Here is a 15,359-nt window from a genome sequence, read left to right as displayed (position 1 = left end):
TCACCCCCGCCAGTCCTTTTCGCTGAGGCTCGCGCCGAAGCGGGCCTCGTCCTCCTCGGCCTGCGCGTCCTTGGCGGCGGGCGCGGCCATGCGGTCGATCTCACGCTTGAGGCGCCGCAGCGCCTCGGGGATGCCCTGGCGGGAAACGGCCGAAAGCGGGATCGGCGAATGGCCGACCTCCTGCGTCAACGCCTGCATCTTGGCCTCACAGTCCTCCGGGGTCAGGATATCGACTTGGGAGAGCGCCACGATCTCCGGCTTCTCTTCCAGCCCCGCGCCGTAGAGCGCCAGCTCGCGCCGCACGGTGCGGTAGGCGTGGGCCACGTCCTCCTCCACCGCGGAGACGAGGTGGAGGAGGACGCGCGTGCGCTCCACATGGCCGAGGAAGCGGTCGCCGATGCCCACGCCCTCATGCGCGCCCTCGATCAGGCCGGGAATGTCGGCGATGACGAACTCGTTGGCGTCCACGGTGGCGACGCCGAGATTGGGATGCAGCGTGGTGAAGGGGTAGTCCGCGATCTTGGGCCGCGCGGCCGTGACGGAGGCGAGGAAGGTAGACTTGCCGGCATTGGGCAGGCCGACAAGGCCCGCATCGGCGATCAGCTTGAGCTGCAGCCAGATCGTCAGCTCCTCGCCGGGCAGGCCGGGATTGGCCCGGCGCGGGGCCTGGTTGACCGAGGATTTGAACTGCCAGTTGCCGAAGCCGCCATTGCCGCCGGCGGCGATGCGCTCGATCTGCCCGATTTCGGTGAAGTCGAACAGCAGCGTCTCGCCGTCCTCTGCCAGAACCTGCGTGCCGACCGGCACCTTCAGCGTCACATCCGCGCCCTTGGCGCCGGTGCGGTTGCGGCCCATGCCGTGCATGCCGGTCTTGGCCCGGAAATGCTGCTGGTAGCGATAGTCGATCAGGGTGTTGAGGCCCGAGACGGCCTCCACGAACACGTCGCCGCCGCGCCCGCCGTCGCCGCCGTCCGGCCCGCCGAACTCGATGAACTTCTCGCGCCGGAAGGAGACGGACCCCGCCCCGCCGTCGCCCGAGCGCACATAGACCTTGGCCTTGTCGAGGAATTTCATGTCTTCAGGCTCGTTCGTTCGTCTGGCGCGGGCCGTTCTTAGCGCCCGCGCGACAGGGAGGGAAGGGCGGCGGCCTGGCGAGCGAAGATGACGGAAGACGTCGCCAGAGGCAGCCCGAATTTCGAGACGACGACACGGTTCAGGACCGTGCCGTCGCCCATGGCGCGCATGTGGTGGCGGAAATGCAGGAGAAGGCCGCCACCGCCGGGCGCATATCCTTCATAGGAGAGGACGACGCCGTCCTCTCCCGACATTCCTGAAACGGTCGCCGGCTCGGACATCTCGCCCGTCTCCAACTCGGTCTCCACCGTGCCCGAAACAGCTTGCCCTGCTTGCGCCAGAGTCCAGACCTGCAACCTGCCGCCATCCTCGAAGGCGAAGCGCTCCTCCAGCCGGAAGCCATCACCCTGCCGCCGCCCCTCGAAAGTGGCGGTGAAGGCCTCCCGTCGCACCAGCGCCGTGGTGATCGTACCCCGGCTGGCGCTCGATCCCTCGAAGAAGGCGAAGAGGTCGAAACCGCCGCCGCGCGTCGCGCTTCCGCCACCGTATCCTTGCGCGAAGGCGAGGGCGCCCCCGCCCAGCGCAAGGGCGAGAAGGAAGAGAAGCGCGATGCGCCTCACCGCCCGCCCCAGCTCTTCAACGACTGCCAGCAGCGGCGATCCATCCGGTAGGTCTCCGAGGCCACCCGGCCGGCCGCGAGCGAGATGTCCATGCTGGTTCCGAAATACTGGAACCCGCATTTCTGGATGACCCGCCGCGAGCCCCCGTTGACGACCCGGCAACGCACCTCCACGCATTCGGCCCCAAGGCCCGTAAAGGCATGGTCGATGAGCCCCTGCGCCGCTTCCGTGGCGAAGCCCTCACCCCAGAAGGGGCGCCCGAGCCAGTAGCCCAGCTCGAACGTGCCGGGTATCTGGTTGGGCGTCAGGCCGGCCAGCCCGATCAGTCCCGGCGCCCCGCGCCGCTCGATGGCGAAGACGTGCTCCTCGCCATGGTCGGCCAGGAAGCGCCGGGCGTCCTCCAGCCCGTAGGGGTGGGGGATGCGCGCCGTCATCTCCGCTATGTGGCGATCGTTGGCCAGATGCGCGATCGCCGCTTCGTCGGAGGCCCGCGCCGGCCGCAGGAACAGCCTGCGCGTCCGCAGACATTCATCGTCTTCGTCGAGGGTCTCTTCGCCTCTCATAGGCCCGTCCTTCCAGAAACGGCAAAGGGGAGATGGTGGCCCATCTCCCCTTGATCCGCTCGCCTGGAGGCCGGTGGAGGCCTTTCAGGTAAGCGCCGGGTCGGTGGGACACCGGCGCTCGAAGTGCAACCGGTTCACTCGGCGGCTTCGGCTTTCGGCATCACGGCAACGTAGGTTCGCCCCTGCGACTTGTGCTGGAACGTGACGACACCATCGGTCTTGGCGAAAAGCGTATGGTCGCGGCCAATGCCCACGCCCGCGCCCGGATGCCAGCGCGTGCCGCGCTGGCGAATGAGAATATTGCCGGCGATCACGTTCTCGCCGCCGAACTTCTTCACGCCGAGGCGCTTGGACTCCGAGTCGCGACCGTTGCGGGAAGAGCCGCCTGCTTTCTTGTGTGCCATCGTTCAGTCTCCTGATCTTGCCTTGCAGACACCGGGCGAATGCCTCGCGGTGCTGCCTCGTTGTCTTCAATCTGGCATCGGGCGGCGCGCTCCGCCACCCGTTTTCCAGCCTCAGGCCTCGTCGGCGCCCTCGGCCTTCTTCTTCGAGGCGCGGGGCTTCTTGGGAGCCTCGTCCTTGGCCTCGCCGGTCTCGGCCTTCCTGGTGGCGCGCTTGGGCTTCTCGGCCTTCGGCGCCGCCTCGGCGTCCTCGCTCACGGCCGGGGCCTCGGCGCTCGCCGGGGCGGCCTTCTTCTCCTTCTTCGAGGGGCTCGCGCCCTCGGTCAGGATTTCCGAGATGCGCACCAGCGTCAGGTCCTGGCGATGACCGCGCGTGCGCTTGGAGTTCTGGCGGCGGCGCTTCTTGAAGGAGATGACCTTGGGGCCGCGAACCTGCTCCACGATCTCGGCCACGACGGAAGCGCCCGAGACGAAAGGCGCGCCGATCGAGGTGCCGACCATCAGCACTTCGGCGAAGGAAATCTCGTCGCCGGCCTCGCCGGCCACGCGCTCGATGGTGAATTCGTCGTTTGCGGCAACGCGGTACTGCTTGCCACCGGTCTTGATGACTGCGAACATCTGTCTGGCCTTCATTCGATGCCGGCTCTCGAAGCCATGCGCTCCGGGCGGCCTTCTTCTGGTTCTTGAAACGGGCCTTGAGCCCGCGCGCTGCATAGCCGAGCGGGCGGCCAAAGGCAAGGCGCGCGGCGCGCCGTGACGCAGCGTCTCCATCTTCAGGCGTTTAAATCGAGGCCGCGCCTGACCATCTTGAACGAAACATCTTCAGGTGGCCTTTCATGATTCCCTATTCCGTGCTCGACCTTTCGCCCGTTCCCGAGGGCGCGACCGTGGCGGACGCGCTCGCCAACACGCTTGATCTCGCCCGCCATGCGGAGGCGCTGGGCTATCATCGCTTCTGGCTGGCCGAGCACCACAACATGACGGGAATCGCCAGCGCGGCGACGGCGGTGGCCATCGGCCATGTGGCGGGCGGCACGAAGACGATCCGCGTGGGGGCGGGAGGCATCATGCTGCCCAACCACGCGCCGCTGGTGATCGCCGAGCAGTTCGGCACGCTGGAGACGCTTTATCCCGGCCGCATCGATCTGGGCGTGGGGCGCGCGCCGGGCACGGACATGATGACCGCGCGCGCGCTGCGCCGCAGCCTGGAGAACTCCGACAACTTCCCGCAGGACGTGATGGAGCTGATGGTCTATCTGGAGGAGCCCGAGCCCAACCAGCGCATCCGTGCGGTGCCGGGCGCGGGCACGCGCGTGCCGGTCTGGATCCTCGGCTCCAGCCTCTACGGCGCGCAACTGGCCGCCCATCTCGGCCTGCCCTATGCCTTCGCGTCGCACTTCGCGCCCGCCGCGCTCGAGCAGGCGGCGCAGATCTACCGCGAGACTTTCCGCCCCTCCGAGCGCTGGCGCAAGCCGCATTTCATGCTGGCGATCAACGTCTTCGCCGCGGAGACGGACGAGGAGGCGCGGCGGCTGCAAAGCTCGATGCAGCAGGCCTTCGCGCGCCTGCGCACCGGGCAGCCGGGACCGCTGCCGCGCCCGGTGGACGACATCGACGCGGTGATCGAGCCGCATGTGCGGGCGGGCGTGGACGAGGCCCTGCGCATCTCGGCCGTGGGCTCGCCGCAGACGGTGCGCCGCGAGCTTGCCGAGCTGATCGACGCGCACCGGCCCGACGAGGTGATCCTGACCGGCCAGATTCACGACCACGCGGCCCGGCTGGCCTCCTTCCGGATCGCGGCCGAGGTCATGGCCTCGCTGGGCAAGGCCCATGCGGCCGAATAGCCTCTGCGCCCGCTAGCGCCGCTCGGTGTCCACGAGTTGCGGGGCAGGTAGCTGCGGGCGCGGCTCCGGCTCGGCCAGGTGCGGGCGGGAGCGGTAGAGCAGATAGGCGGCGATGGCCGTGGCCCCCATGGCGGGGATGACGATCTGTGTGGCCAGCACCGGCTGCCCGATGGCCGCGCACAACAGGCCCCCGAGGAGACCGCCGCCCATCTGTACGAAGCCCATGGCGGCGGATGCCGCGCCGGCGATGTCGGGGAAGGGCGCCAGCGAAGCCGTGGTCATCGCGGGCATCACGAAGGCGATGCCGAACGCGTAGAGGCCGACCGGCGCCATCACGGAGAGATAGGAGAGCGGCAGCAGGGCCGTGGAGGCGATGAGGGCCAGGCTGCCCGCGCCGACGAAGAAAAGGCCCGCGGGCACGAGGCGATAGGCCGAGATGCGCCGCCGCATCAGCCCGCGCACCGTGAGCGAGCCGAGGAGGAACATGCCCGTCTGTCCCAGCATCCCGAGTCCGAACTGCGCCGGCGTCAGCCCCGCCTCGTCGATCAGCACGAAGGGCAGGACGGTCGCCAGCGTGTAGACAGCCCCCACCGTACCGGCGACGGTGAGGACGGTGGTGAGGAAATGCAGGTTGGTGAACAGCCTTCGATAGGAGCGGATCAGCGCCGGGACGCGGATCAATCCCCGGTCGGGCACCGTGGTCTCGCGCATCTGCCCCAGCACGAGGCCGATGACCGCAAGGCCGAAGAACAGCATGACCACGAAGAGCGCGTGCCAGTTGGCCACGGCCAGCGTCAGCCCGCCGATGGACGGCGCAAGGGCGGGCGCCACCGCCAGGATGATGCCCATGGTGTTCATGATGCGCGAAGAGGTTTCGCCCGAATACTGGTCGCGCACGATCGCGCGGGCGGTGGCCACGCCCACCGACGCGCCGACTCCCTGCACCATCCGGGCGGCCAGCAGCCATTCTATGCCGGGCGCCAGCACCGCCATCAGCGAGCCGGCGAGGTAGAGAAGCAGGAATGCGACGGTGACGGGCCGCCGGCCGAACGCGTCCGACAGGGGCCCGCAGACGAGCTGCGTGAGCGCGAAACCCGCGAAGTAGAGCGAGACGGTGAGCTTGACCATGCCGTCCGTGGTGTCGAACGCCTCCACCAGCGTCGGCAGGGCCGGCGTGTAGAGGGCCATCGACACGGGGCCGATCGCCACGAGCATCGCTCCGATCAGGCTCGTGCGATGCTCCGACATCGATCTGGGCATGAATACCGTCCGGCAGGATTACATAGGGAGCCGCGGCGGGGCCGCGGGCCGCCCGCGTGCAGGGGTGCGGCGGCGGCCCGGGGAAGATAAGGCATCCTTAGGAAGTGTCCAGAGTGCGGCGTCAGCGCCGCGAGGCCGTCTTGCCGCGCGACGCGGTTCCGGCCTCGGCCGGCGCCTCGCGGGCCGTTCGTCCGTCGGGGGGCGCGCAGTCGCTGGTCAGGTTGTCGCGCATGGCTCCCAGCGCGTCCATGAGGGCTTCGACAGCCTCGGGCGAGAGGCCGGCGGTGGCCTGCGCCTTCATCTTCTCGAACAAGGGCTCGAGCTGGCGGATCACCGCTTCGGCCGCTTCCGTCGGCTCCACCAGCTTGGCGCGCCGGTCGGCGGGGTCGACCGTACGCCGCACGAGGCCGCGCGCTTCCAGCCGGTCGAGATAGGCCGAGAGCGTCATGGGCTCCACGCCCAGCCGCTCGGCCAGCACCGCCTGCCGCGAGCCGGAAAAGCGCATGGCGTGGGCGAGGGCGCGGATCTCCCCCGGCGTCAGGCCGAGGCCGTTCTCGGTTGCGGTCTTCTCGAAGACCTGGCGAAACAGGCGCGCCGTGTCCGTCAAGAGAAAGCCCAGACTATCCTTGCGAACGAGGCCCGGCACGTATCTTCCTTGGCTTCCGGTCCCATGCCCGGAAGGATGGGCAGCGACCGGCGGGCACTGCCCCTTGTTTCCGAAGCGCCGGCGCTTCAAATGCGTCCGGACCCTTGCCTATCTAACGTCCGAGCCCGCGGACTGTAAACCGGAGAGCCTTCCATGACGACCGACGCGAACCCCGGCGCCCTCCCTTTCGCGGCCTTCGCCTTCGATGGGCCTGCCGGCCTGCCCGCCTTCTCCACGTTGGAAGCGAAGGACTTCCCGCCCGCCTTCGAAGCCGCGATGGAGGACCACCTGCGCGAAATCGCCGCAATCTCCGCATCCGCCGAGGAGCCCAGCTTTCAGAACACGATCGGCGCGCTGGAGCGGGCCGGCGAGGCGCTGACGCGGGTGGCCGGGGTCTTCTACGCGCTGGCCGGGGCGCAGACGGACGAGGCCCTCCAGGCGGTGGAGCGCGAGGTCTCGCCGAAGCTCTCGCGCCACGGCTCGAAGATCTCGCTCGACGCGGGCCTGTTCGCGCGCATCGATGCTCTCTTCCACAAGCGCGGCGCGCTCGGGCTGGGGGCGGAGGAAATGCGGCTTCTGGAGCGCACCCATGCCGGCTTCGTGCGGCGCGGCGCGCGGCTGGAAGGGGCGGACCGCGAGCGGCTGACGGAGATCAACGCCCGCCTCTCGGAGCTGGGCACCGCCTTCTCGCAGAACGTGCTGGCCGACGAGAAGAGCTTCGTCCTGCCCGTCGCGCCGGAGGATCTGGAGGGGCTTCCCGCCTTCCTCGTCTCGTCCATGGCGTCGGCCGCGCAGGAGCGGGGGCTCAAGGGCCATGTCGTGACGCTGTCGCGCTCCATCGTCGTGCCGTTCCTGACCTATTCGCCGCGCCGGCACCTTCGCGAGGCGGCTTTCCGGGCCTGGACCATGAGGGGCGAGAATGGCGGGGCGAGCGACAACCGCGCCATCATCGCCGAAACGCTGGCGCTGCGGGCCGAGAAGGCGAAGCTTCTGGGCTTTGCCTCCTTCGCGGCCTACAAGCTCGACGACACCATGGCCAAGACGCCCGAGGCGGTGCGTGGTCTCCTGACGCAGGTCTGGGAGAAGGCGCGCGAGCGGGCTGGCGCCGATGCGCTGGCACTCTCCGCCATCGCGGCGCAGGAGGGCGGGAACGAGGCCATCGCCCCGCATGACTGGCGCTATCTCACCGAGAAGCGCCGGCGCGCCGAGTTCGACATCGACGAGGGCGAGGTGAAGGCGTATTTCTCGCTGGAGCGCATGATCGCCGCCGCCTTCGACGTGGCGAGCCGCCTGTTCGGGCTGCGTTTCGAGGCGCTCGACGGCGTGTCCGCCTGGCATCCGGACACGCGGGTCTGGCGCGTGCTGGACGCCGACGGCAGCGAGCGCGGACTGTTCATCGGCGACTATTTCGCCCGCTCGTCCAAGCGCTCCGGTGCGTGGATGAGCGCGTTGCGCTCCCAGCACAAGCTGGACGGCGGGGAGCGCCCGATCATCTACAATGTCTGCAATTTCGCAAAGCCGGCCAAGGGCGAGCCGGCGCTCCTGTCGCTCGACGATGCGCGCACGCTTTTCCACGAGTTCGGCCACGCGCTGCACGGGCTGATGAGCGACGTGACGTGGCCCTCGCTGTCCGGAACGGCCGTCAGCCGAGATTTCGTCGAACTGCCCTCCCAGCTCTTCGAGCACTGGTTGGAGACGCCGCAAATCCTTTCCACCCACGCGCGCCACGTTGAAACGGGCGAACCCATGCCTGAGGCGCTGGCGCAGCGGCTGGAGGCGGCGCGCCGGCTGGATGCGGGCTTCGACACGGTGGAGTTCACCGCTTCGGCGCTGGTCGACCTCGCCTTGCATGAGACGGGTGAGGCGCCCGCCGACCCTATGGCGCGCGAGGCGGAAATCCTCGCCGGGCTCGACATGCCGGCCGAGATCGTCATGCGCCACCGCTCGCCGCATTTCGCGCATGTGTTCTCGGGCGACGGCTATTCGGCCGGCTACTATTCCTACATGTGGTCCGAGGTGCTGGACGCGGATGCGTTCGAGGCCTTCACCGAGCAGGGCGACCCCTTCCACCCGGACACGGCCGAAAGGCTGGCCCGCCATATCTACTCGGCCGGCAATTCGCGCGATCCGGCCGAACTCTACAAGGCGTTCCGGGGCCGGATACCCAGCCCCGAAGCGCTGATGAGGAAGCGGGGCCTTGCCGCCTGAGCCGGGGAGGGCGGCGCCTGCCGCCCTCAGCTATCCTTGATCGTCTTGCCGGGCGAGCGCTTCGCCGTTTTTTCATCCACGAAGCGCCCCGTCTCTGCGCTGCGATGGGTGTCGTTGGTCGACCCGCCGCCACGCTTCTCCGTGGTCGTGCCGGCCGGATCGCGCGCCACCTTGGCCTTGGTGGTGAACTGGCCGCTGCCGGCATCGCGGTGGAGGGATTCGCTGCTGCTCTTGCTGCTGCTCATGACGTATCTCCTGAAGGACCATGCATGCCCTTTGGAATCCGCGGCTTGCGGCTTTGTTCCGTCTCGTTCGGCGGCCCGGTGAGCGCGCCTCTTTCGCAAACGCGAAAAATACGTTAAGAGAGGCGCCAATCGAACACGATGCGTGGACGGCCCCTTCGGTGCCGAAGGGCTCTTTTTCCGTGTTCGAAATCGTTCTTCGCCGGCCTCAAGCCCCGCCGGCCAACCACCGGTGCCCATATATGAAGCTGCGCAACATCGCGATCATCGCCCACGTCGATCATGGCAAGACGACGCTGGTCGACAAGCTCCTCGCCCAGTCCGGCTCGTTCCGCGAGAACCAGCGCACGGAAGAGCGCGCGATGGACTCCAACGATCTGGAGAAGGAGCGCGGCATCACCATCCTCGCCAAGGCGACCTCGGTGGAGTGGAAGGGCGTTCGCATCAACATCGTGGACACGCCCGGCCACGCCGATTTCGGCGGCGAGGTGGAGCGCATCCTCAACATGGTGGACGGCGCGGTGATCCTCGTCGATGCCGCCGAGGGGCCTATGCCGCAGACCAAGTTCGTGCTCGGCAAGGCGCTCAAGGTCGGCCTCAAGCCCATCGTGGCGATCAACAAGATCGACCGTCCCGACGAGCGCCACGAGGAGGTGTTGAACGAGATCTTCGACCTCTTCGCCAATCTCGACGCCAATGACGAGCAGCTCGACTTCCCCGTGCTGTACGGGTCGGGCCGCGGCGGCTGGATGGCCGATGCGCCGGACGGCTCGCGCGAGGAGGGCCTTGCGCCCCTTTTCGACCTCATCCTCAAGCACGTTCCCGAGCCGGACACCGCCGGCAAGGACGAGCCGTTCAAGATGATCGGCACGATCCTGGAGGCCAACCCCTTCCTCGGCCGCCTCATCACGGGCCGCATCCAGTCCGGCTCGATCAAGCCGAACCAGCCGGTGAAGGTGCTGCACGGCGACGGCACGCTGCTGGAAACGGGCCGCATCTCCAAGATCCTGGCCTTCCGGGGCCTCGAGCGCACGCCGCTGGACTATGCCGAGGCGGGCGACATCGTGGCCATTGCCGGCCTTCAGAAGGGCACGGTGGCCGACACGTTCTGCGATCCGCAGGTGTCCGAGCCGCTCGTCGCCCAGCCCATCGACCCCCCGACCGTGACGATGAGCTTCATCGTCAACGATTCACCGCTCGCCGGCACCGAGGGCGACAAGGTGACGAGCCGCGTCATCCGCGACCGCCTGTTCAAGGAGGCCGAGGGCAACGTCGCCCTGAAGATCGAGGAATCGGAGGACAAGGATTCGTTCTTCGTCTCCGGCCGTGGCGAGCTGCAGCTCGCCGTCCTCATCGAGACCATGCGCCGCGAGGGCTTCGAGCTCGGCGTCTCGCGCCCGCGTGTCGTGATGCAAAAGGACGAGGCCACCGGCGAGACGCTGGAGCCCATCGAGGAGGTCGTGATCGACGTCGACGAGGAGCATTCGGGCGTCGTCGTGCAGAAGATGAGCGAGCGCAAGGCCGAGATGGTCGAGCTGCGCCCCTCGGGCGGCGGTCGCCAGCGCCTCGTCTTCCATGCGCCCACGCGCGGCCTCATCGGCTACCAGTCCGAGCTTCTCACCGACACGCGCGGCACGGCGATCATGAACCGCCTGTTCCACTCCTACCAGCCGTTCAAGGGGCAGCTCGCGGGCCGCAACAACGGCGTGCTGATCTCCTCGGAGGATGGCGAGTCGGTGGCCTACGCGATGTTCAACCTGGAGGATCGCGGGCCCATGGTCATCGACCCGGGCGTGAAGGTCTATGCCGGCATGATCATCGGCATCCACACGCGCGACAACGACCTGGAAGTGAACGTCCTGAAGGGCAAGAAGCTCACCAATATGCGCGCGTCCGGCAAGGACGAGGCGGTGAAGCTGACCCCGCCGATCCGCATGACGCTGGACCGGGCGCTCTCCTGGATCCAGGATGACGAGCTGGTCGAGGTGACGCCCAAGACCATCCGCCTGCGCAAGCTCTATCTCGACCCGCATGAGCGCAAGCGCTTCGAGAAGAGCCGCAAGGCGGCCTGATCCCCGAAGACAAGAGCATAAAAAAGCCGGCGGAGACGCCGGCTTTTTTCGTTCGTGGCGGAAGGCTCAGAATTCCTCCCAGCTATCCTCCGCCGGCTGGCGGGCGGCACCGCCCGTGCCCACCGTCTTCATCTGCGTCACCGGACGAGGGGAGGCGGAGCGGGCGGACGCCGTCCTGGCACCGGCGCGCCTTGCCTGCTCGGCATGGCCCTGGGTGGCGGCGGTCTTGAAGCGCTCGATGAGGGTGGCGAGCTGGTCGGTCTCGCTGGCCAGCGCCTGGGCTGCGGCGGTGGCCTGTTCCACCATGGCGGCGTTCTGCTGGGTGACCTTGTCCATCTGGTCGGCGGCGGTGGAAACCTCCTTCAGGCTCACCGCCTGCTCGCGGGCCGAGCGGGCGATGGCGGTGACGGTGGAGCTCATCTCGGCCACCTGCGCCACGATCTCCTGGAGGCTGCGGCCGGAAGCCGAGACCAGCTCCACCCCGCTGCCCACCTGGGTGCGCGAGGCCGAGATCAGCTCCTTGATCTCCTTGGCGGCCTCGGCCGAGCGCTGGGCGAGCCCGCGCACCTCCTGCGCCACCACCGCAAAGCCCCGGCCCGCCTCGCCCGCGCGCGCCGCCTCGACGCCCGCGTTCAGCGCCAGAAGGTTGGTCTGGAAGGCGATCTCGTCGATCACCCCGATGATGCGGCCGATCTTTTCCGAAGACTGCTCGATGGCGTGCATGGCCTCCACCGCCCGGCCAACGATCTCGCCGCCCTTCTCGGCGCTGGCCTTGGTGGCCTCGGCCGAGGACTGGGCGCGGCCGGCGCCCTCGGCGGTCTCGTTCACCCCGCGCGTCACCTCGGCCAGAGCCGCCACCGTCTCCTCCAGGCTCGCCGCCTGCTGCTCGGTGCGCTGCGCCAGGTCGTTGGACGCCACGTTGATCTCCGAAAGGCCGGTGCGGATGGAGGAGATGGAGCCGACGACCGAGCCGATGGTCTCCTCGAGCTGGCCGATGGAGCCGTTGAACTGGGCGCGGATGGGCTCGTACTCGGCGGCCACCGGGCGCTCCATGCGCACCGTCAGGTCGCCCTGCGACAGCCGCTGGAAGCCGCTCTCAATGTCCGAAACGAAGCCGCGAAGCTCGTCCGCCTTCTGCTGGTCGATGCGAGCCAGCCGCTCACGCTCGGCGTCCTGCTGCCGGCGGAGCGCGGTGGCCTCCTCCTCCAGTTCGCGTGCCTTGACCGCGTTGTCCTTGAAGACCTGCACGGCGCGCGACATGGAGCCGACCTCGTCGCGCCGGTCCCCGCCCTCGACGGCGGCGTCCAGATTGCCGCCGGCGAGCTGTTCCATCGTGCGCTCGAGGCGCGCCAGCGGCTGGGTGATCGTCTTTCCCGAGACCAGAAGCGCGAGCACGACGCCGAGCGCCGCAGCAACCAGCGAGACGATGAGCATCATCCGGTTCATCGCGACGACGCTCGCGCTCATCTCGGCGGAGCGGTTCAACGCCCTCTCGCGCAGTTCGGTGACGAAGGCAATGTTGCGCGTATTGAAGGCGTCGGCCGACTCGTCCATGGCATTGAGGCGCGTGAGAGCCAACTCGGACTGTCCCGCGAAAATGGCCTCGAAGGCAAGTGCGCTGCGCTGGTCCACCTGGTCGAGAAGGGCGTAGGATTCCTCCAGCGCCACGAGCGAATCGGGCAGGCCGGGCTCTGCCTCGCTCAGCATCTGGCGTGCGGTGGCGATGGTGTCGGTGCGCGCCTGCTGCATCTCCCGGGCCTCGTCGCTGCCGATCGGCGCGGTGAAGGCGCGGTAGGAGTAGTATTCCACCTGCGTCATGGCGCGATTCGCCCGCGCGACGTTCATCAAGGCAGGGTAGCGCACATCGGTCAGGTGACTATAGTTCGCGTCGATTTCCGCCACTCTTGTGCCGGAATAAAGAGAAAGAATGACGCTTATCGAGGCGGTGATCACGATCATCGCTGCGATCTTGATCGCGATCTTGGTGTTGCTCAGTAAGCGTAGCATCATAACTCCTGTAGCCGCTGCCGCGGCGCCGATTTCAACCTCCCGCTCAAGGGAGACGTGCCATGAAAATTGAGCTTCCTTTCTAACGGCGGTTCTTTAATTGTTTGTGTTCTGCACAACAACTTGTGAATGTAGTTTTCGCAGTTGTTGGCTGGGCTGGGTTGTGTGAATGCAGGCTCGGCGGGGTGCCGCCTTCGGCCGGAGGCCGGAGGCGGAGCGAAGGGGTCGATGAGAAAAGCAAGTAAAACCATTGACTTGCGCCTTCGTGAGAATGTCGTCGCCCTGTCATGAGTCCGTTGCCGCTCTTGCGTAGAGACAAGGGCGTGCCCAGCCATGGAACTCCAAAGGCATCGGGTGGGCCGCAGGTTCTTCAAACCCACTCCCGCAAGGAGAGACCCTCTCGTGTTGAACAAGATCCTTTCAGGCCTTGCCCTGAGCGCTGCCTTCGCCGCCGGGCCGGCGCTCGCGCAGGCTCCCGAGCCCGTGCAGATGGCCGGCTCCTCCACGGTGCTGCCCTACGCCCAGATCGTGGCGGAGAACTTCTCCGAGACCTATCCCGACCAGTCGACGCCGATCGTGGAATCGGGCGGCACGGGCGGCGGCTTCACGCAGTTCTGCGCAGGCATCGGCGGCAACACGATCGACATCGCCAACGCCTCGCGCCCCATCTCGGCCAATGAGAAGGCGGCCTGCGCCGCCAACGGCGTGGCGGAGATCCAGGAAGTGCAGTTCGGCTATGACGGCATCGTCTTCGCCTCGTCCGCCTCGGGCCCGGATTTCGCCCTGACGCCCGAGATCGTCTTCAGCGCGCTGGCCGCCAAGGTGGTGGTGGATGGCGAGGTCGTCGACAACCCGCACCGGACCTGGGCCGATGTCGATGCCTCGCTGCCTGACCAGGCCATCGCGACCTTCATCCCGGCCGAGAACCACGGCACCCGCGAAGTCTTCGAGGTGGCTCTCCTCGAGGCCGGCTGCGAGGCCTCCGGCGCGCTGGCCGCCTTCGAGGCCGCGGGGCTGAGCGAGGACGACTGCATCCAGGTGCGCGGCGGCAACTACACCACCGACATCTCGGGCGATTATACCGAGACGCTCTCTCGCATCTCGGCCAACCCCGAAGGCGTCGGCGTCTTCGGCCTCGCCTTCTACGAGCAGAACCAGGACCGCCTGAAGGTCGCCACCATCGACGGCGTGACCCCTTCGGTGGAGAGCATCTCGACCGGTGAGTATCCGGTGTCGCGGCCGCTCTACTTCTACGTCAAGACCGCGCATCTGGGCGTGGTGCCGGGGCTGGAGGACTATGTCTCCTTCTTTTTGGACGACCAGATGATCGGCCCGGACGGCCCGCTGGCCGCCTACGGACTGGTGCCCGCGCCCGACGCCGAGCGGGAGGAATACCGCGCGGCCTTCCAGAACCGCACGCTCCTGCAGATGTAGTTCACTTCGTCGAAGGACGGGCCGGGGGCGCCAAGCCCCCGGCCTTTTCGCGTCAGCCCAGGAAAGCCGTCGCCAGCATCTTGGCCGAGGTGAGCCCGAGGAAGAGGCCGAACAGGCGGCGCAGCCATTTCGGGTCGATCGTATGGGCGGTGCGCGCGCCGAGTGGGGCGAAGAGCATCGAGGTCGCGGCGATGAGGATGAAGCCGGCGCCGTTGACGTAGCCGAGCGAGAAGGGCGGCAGGTCGGGCTCGCCCCAGCCGTTGAGGACGAAGCCGAGCGCGCCGGGCAGGGCGATGATGAGCCCGATCACCGAGGCGGTGCCCACCGCGCGGCGGACGGGATAGTTGCAGAGGCTGAGCGTGGGCACGGTGAGCGTGCCGCCGCCGATGCCCATCAGCGTGGAGATGGTGCCGATCAGGGTGGCGAGAACGGATTGGAGCGCTCGCCCGGGCAGCTTTGCGGCCAGATGCGCCTCCTCCGGCGTCAGCAGCATATGGGCGGCGACGAGAAGCGCCACCACGCCGAAGGTCAGCGTCAGCACTTCACCGTCCGCGATATTGGCGATCGCGATTCCCAGCATGACGCCGAGCGCCACGAAGGGCCCCCACCATTTCAGGAGTGCGCCATCCACCGCGCCGCGCGCGCGATGGGCGCGGATGGACTGAAAGGAGGTGGGGATGATGGTGGCGAGCGAGGTGCCCACCGCGATGTAGGGAATGAGATCGGCGTCCACGTTCAAGGCGGCGAGCACGATGTAGAGGACCGGCACCACCACGATGCCGCCGCCGACGCCGAGGAGGCCCGCAAGGAAGCCCGAGACACAGCCCGTCAGGGCGAGGGCGATCACGAAGGGAAGGACGGTTGCGACCGAGGCCATGTCAGCGCTTTCGAAAAAATGGGCGGAACGGGATGAGCCCGATGTGAAGAACCGGGCGCGGCGACGCCCGGTTCGAATTGCCTTCGGATCGGGCACCGCCGGCCCATGAAC

The 15,359-nt window shown here is 68.0% G+C and carries 14 protein-coding genes; 4 read left to right on the top strand and 10 right to left on the bottom strand.

The window, feature by feature from the left end; translation table 11 throughout:
• The 5 genes from obgE to rplU all read right to left on the bottom strand — a co-directional run bounded on the left by obgE (position 1) and on the right by rplU (position 3,276).
• Positions 1-1,074: a GTPase ObgE gene (obgE, locus tag J7654_RS17505; RefSeq protein ID WP_209737111.1), complete on the bottom strand. Its 1,074-nt coding sequence runs from the start codon at positions 1,072-1,074 to the stop codon at positions 1-3.
• Positions 1,075-1,112: 38 nt separating this feature from the next.
• Positions 1,113-1,694 carry a DUF3833 family protein gene (locus J7654_RS17500; RefSeq protein WP_209737110.1) on the bottom strand — a complete coding sequence of 194 codons (582 nt, stop codon included), beginning with the start codon at positions 1,692-1,694 and terminating at the stop codon, positions 1,113-1,115.
• Positions 1,691-2,257, bottom strand: a complete 567-nt coding sequence (locus J7654_RS17495; protein WP_209737109.1) for a GNAT family N-acetyltransferase — start codon at positions 2,255-2,257, stop codon at positions 1,691-1,693. Before J7654_RS17495 ends, J7654_RS17500 begins: the two co-directional genes overlap by 4 nt.
• 134 nt (positions 2,258-2,391) lie before the next feature.
• A complete protein-coding gene (rpmA, locus tag J7654_RS17490; protein WP_209737108.1) occupies positions 2,392-2,661 on the bottom strand; it encodes a 50S ribosomal protein L27 in 270 nt (89 codons plus the stop codon).
• A gap of 111 nt (positions 2,662-2,772) precedes the next feature.
• A complete protein-coding gene (rplU, locus tag J7654_RS17485; protein ID WP_209737107.1) occupies positions 2,773-3,276 on the bottom strand; it encodes a 50S ribosomal protein L21 in 504 nt (167 codons plus the stop codon).
• Positions 3,277-3,494: 218 nt separating this feature from the next.
• On the opposite strand from rplU, the gene J7654_RS17480 reads away from it, so the two are divergent.
• Positions 3,495-4,502, top strand: coding sequence for an LLM class flavin-dependent oxidoreductase (locus tag J7654_RS17480; RefSeq protein ID WP_209737106.1), 1,008 nt, complete (start codon positions 3,495-3,497; stop codon positions 4,500-4,502).
• A 12-nt stretch (positions 4,503-4,514) separates the two neighbouring features.
• On the opposite strand, the gene J7654_RS17475 is transcribed toward J7654_RS17480, so the two are convergent.
• Positions 4,515-5,762, bottom strand: coding sequence for a multidrug effflux MFS transporter (locus J7654_RS17475; protein ID WP_245195560.1), 1,248 nt, complete (start codon positions 5,760-5,762; stop codon positions 4,515-4,517).
• 121 nt (positions 5,763-5,883) lie between these two features.
• Entirely contained in the window at positions 5,884-6,369 is a 486-nt protein-coding gene (locus J7654_RS17470) for a MarR family winged helix-turn-helix transcriptional regulator (RefSeq protein ID WP_245195559.1), read from the bottom strand.
• Positions 6,370-6,561: 192 nt separating this feature from the next.
• Here J7654_RS17470 and J7654_RS17465 point away from each other — a divergent pair, with 192 nt between their 5' ends.
• The gene (locus J7654_RS17465) at positions 6,562-8,616 is read left to right on the top strand and encodes a M3 family metallopeptidase (RefSeq protein ID WP_209737104.1); all 2,055 of its coding nucleotides are present in this window, start codon (positions 6,562-6,564) and stop codon (positions 8,614-8,616) included.
• A gap of 26 nt (positions 8,617-8,642) precedes the next feature.
• On the opposite strand, the gene J7654_RS17460 is transcribed toward J7654_RS17465, so the two are convergent.
• On the bottom strand, positions 8,643-8,861 hold the full coding sequence (locus J7654_RS17460) for a hypothetical protein (RefSeq protein ID WP_209737103.1): 219 nt from the start codon (positions 8,859-8,861) through the stop codon (positions 8,643-8,645).
• 239 nt (positions 8,862-9,100) lie between these two features.
• On the opposite strand from J7654_RS17460, the gene typA reads away from it, so the two are divergent.
• The gene (gene typA, locus J7654_RS17455; protein WP_209737102.1) at positions 9,101-10,930 is read left to right on the top strand and encodes a translational GTPase TypA; all 1,830 of its coding nucleotides are present in this window, start codon (positions 9,101-9,103) and stop codon (positions 10,928-10,930) included.
• Between the two features lie 66 nt (positions 10,931-10,996).
• On the opposite strand, the gene J7654_RS17450 is transcribed toward typA, so the two are convergent.
• Positions 10,997-12,940 carry a methyl-accepting chemotaxis protein gene (locus J7654_RS17450; RefSeq protein ID WP_245195558.1) on the bottom strand — a complete coding sequence of 648 codons (1,944 nt, stop codon included), beginning with the start codon at positions 12,938-12,940 and terminating at the stop codon, positions 10,997-10,999.
• 402 nt (positions 12,941-13,342) lie between these two features.
• Here J7654_RS17450 and J7654_RS17445 point away from each other — a divergent pair, with 402 nt between their 5' ends.
• Positions 13,343-14,371 carry a substrate-binding domain-containing protein gene (locus J7654_RS17445; protein ID WP_209740680.1) on the top strand — a complete coding sequence of 343 codons (1,029 nt, stop codon included), beginning with the start codon at positions 13,343-13,345 and terminating at the stop codon, positions 14,369-14,371.
• A gap of 52 nt (positions 14,372-14,423) precedes the next feature.
• Here the strand turns inward: J7654_RS17445 and J7654_RS17440 are convergent, their stop codons facing one another.
• The gene (locus J7654_RS17440; RefSeq protein ID WP_209737101.1) at positions 14,424-15,248 is read right to left on the bottom strand and encodes a sulfite exporter TauE/SafE family protein; all 825 of its coding nucleotides are present in this window, start codon (positions 15,246-15,248) and stop codon (positions 14,424-14,426) included.
• Positions 15,249-15,359: the final 111 nt, after the last annotated feature.

Origin of the sequence: Aureimonas populi (assembly GCF_017815515.1) — a bacterium.
Taxonomy (GTDB): Bacteria; Pseudomonadota; Alphaproteobacteria; order Rhizobiales; family Rhizobiaceae; genus Aureimonas; species Aureimonas populi.
This window is presented reverse-complemented; position numbering and strand designations above follow the sequence as displayed.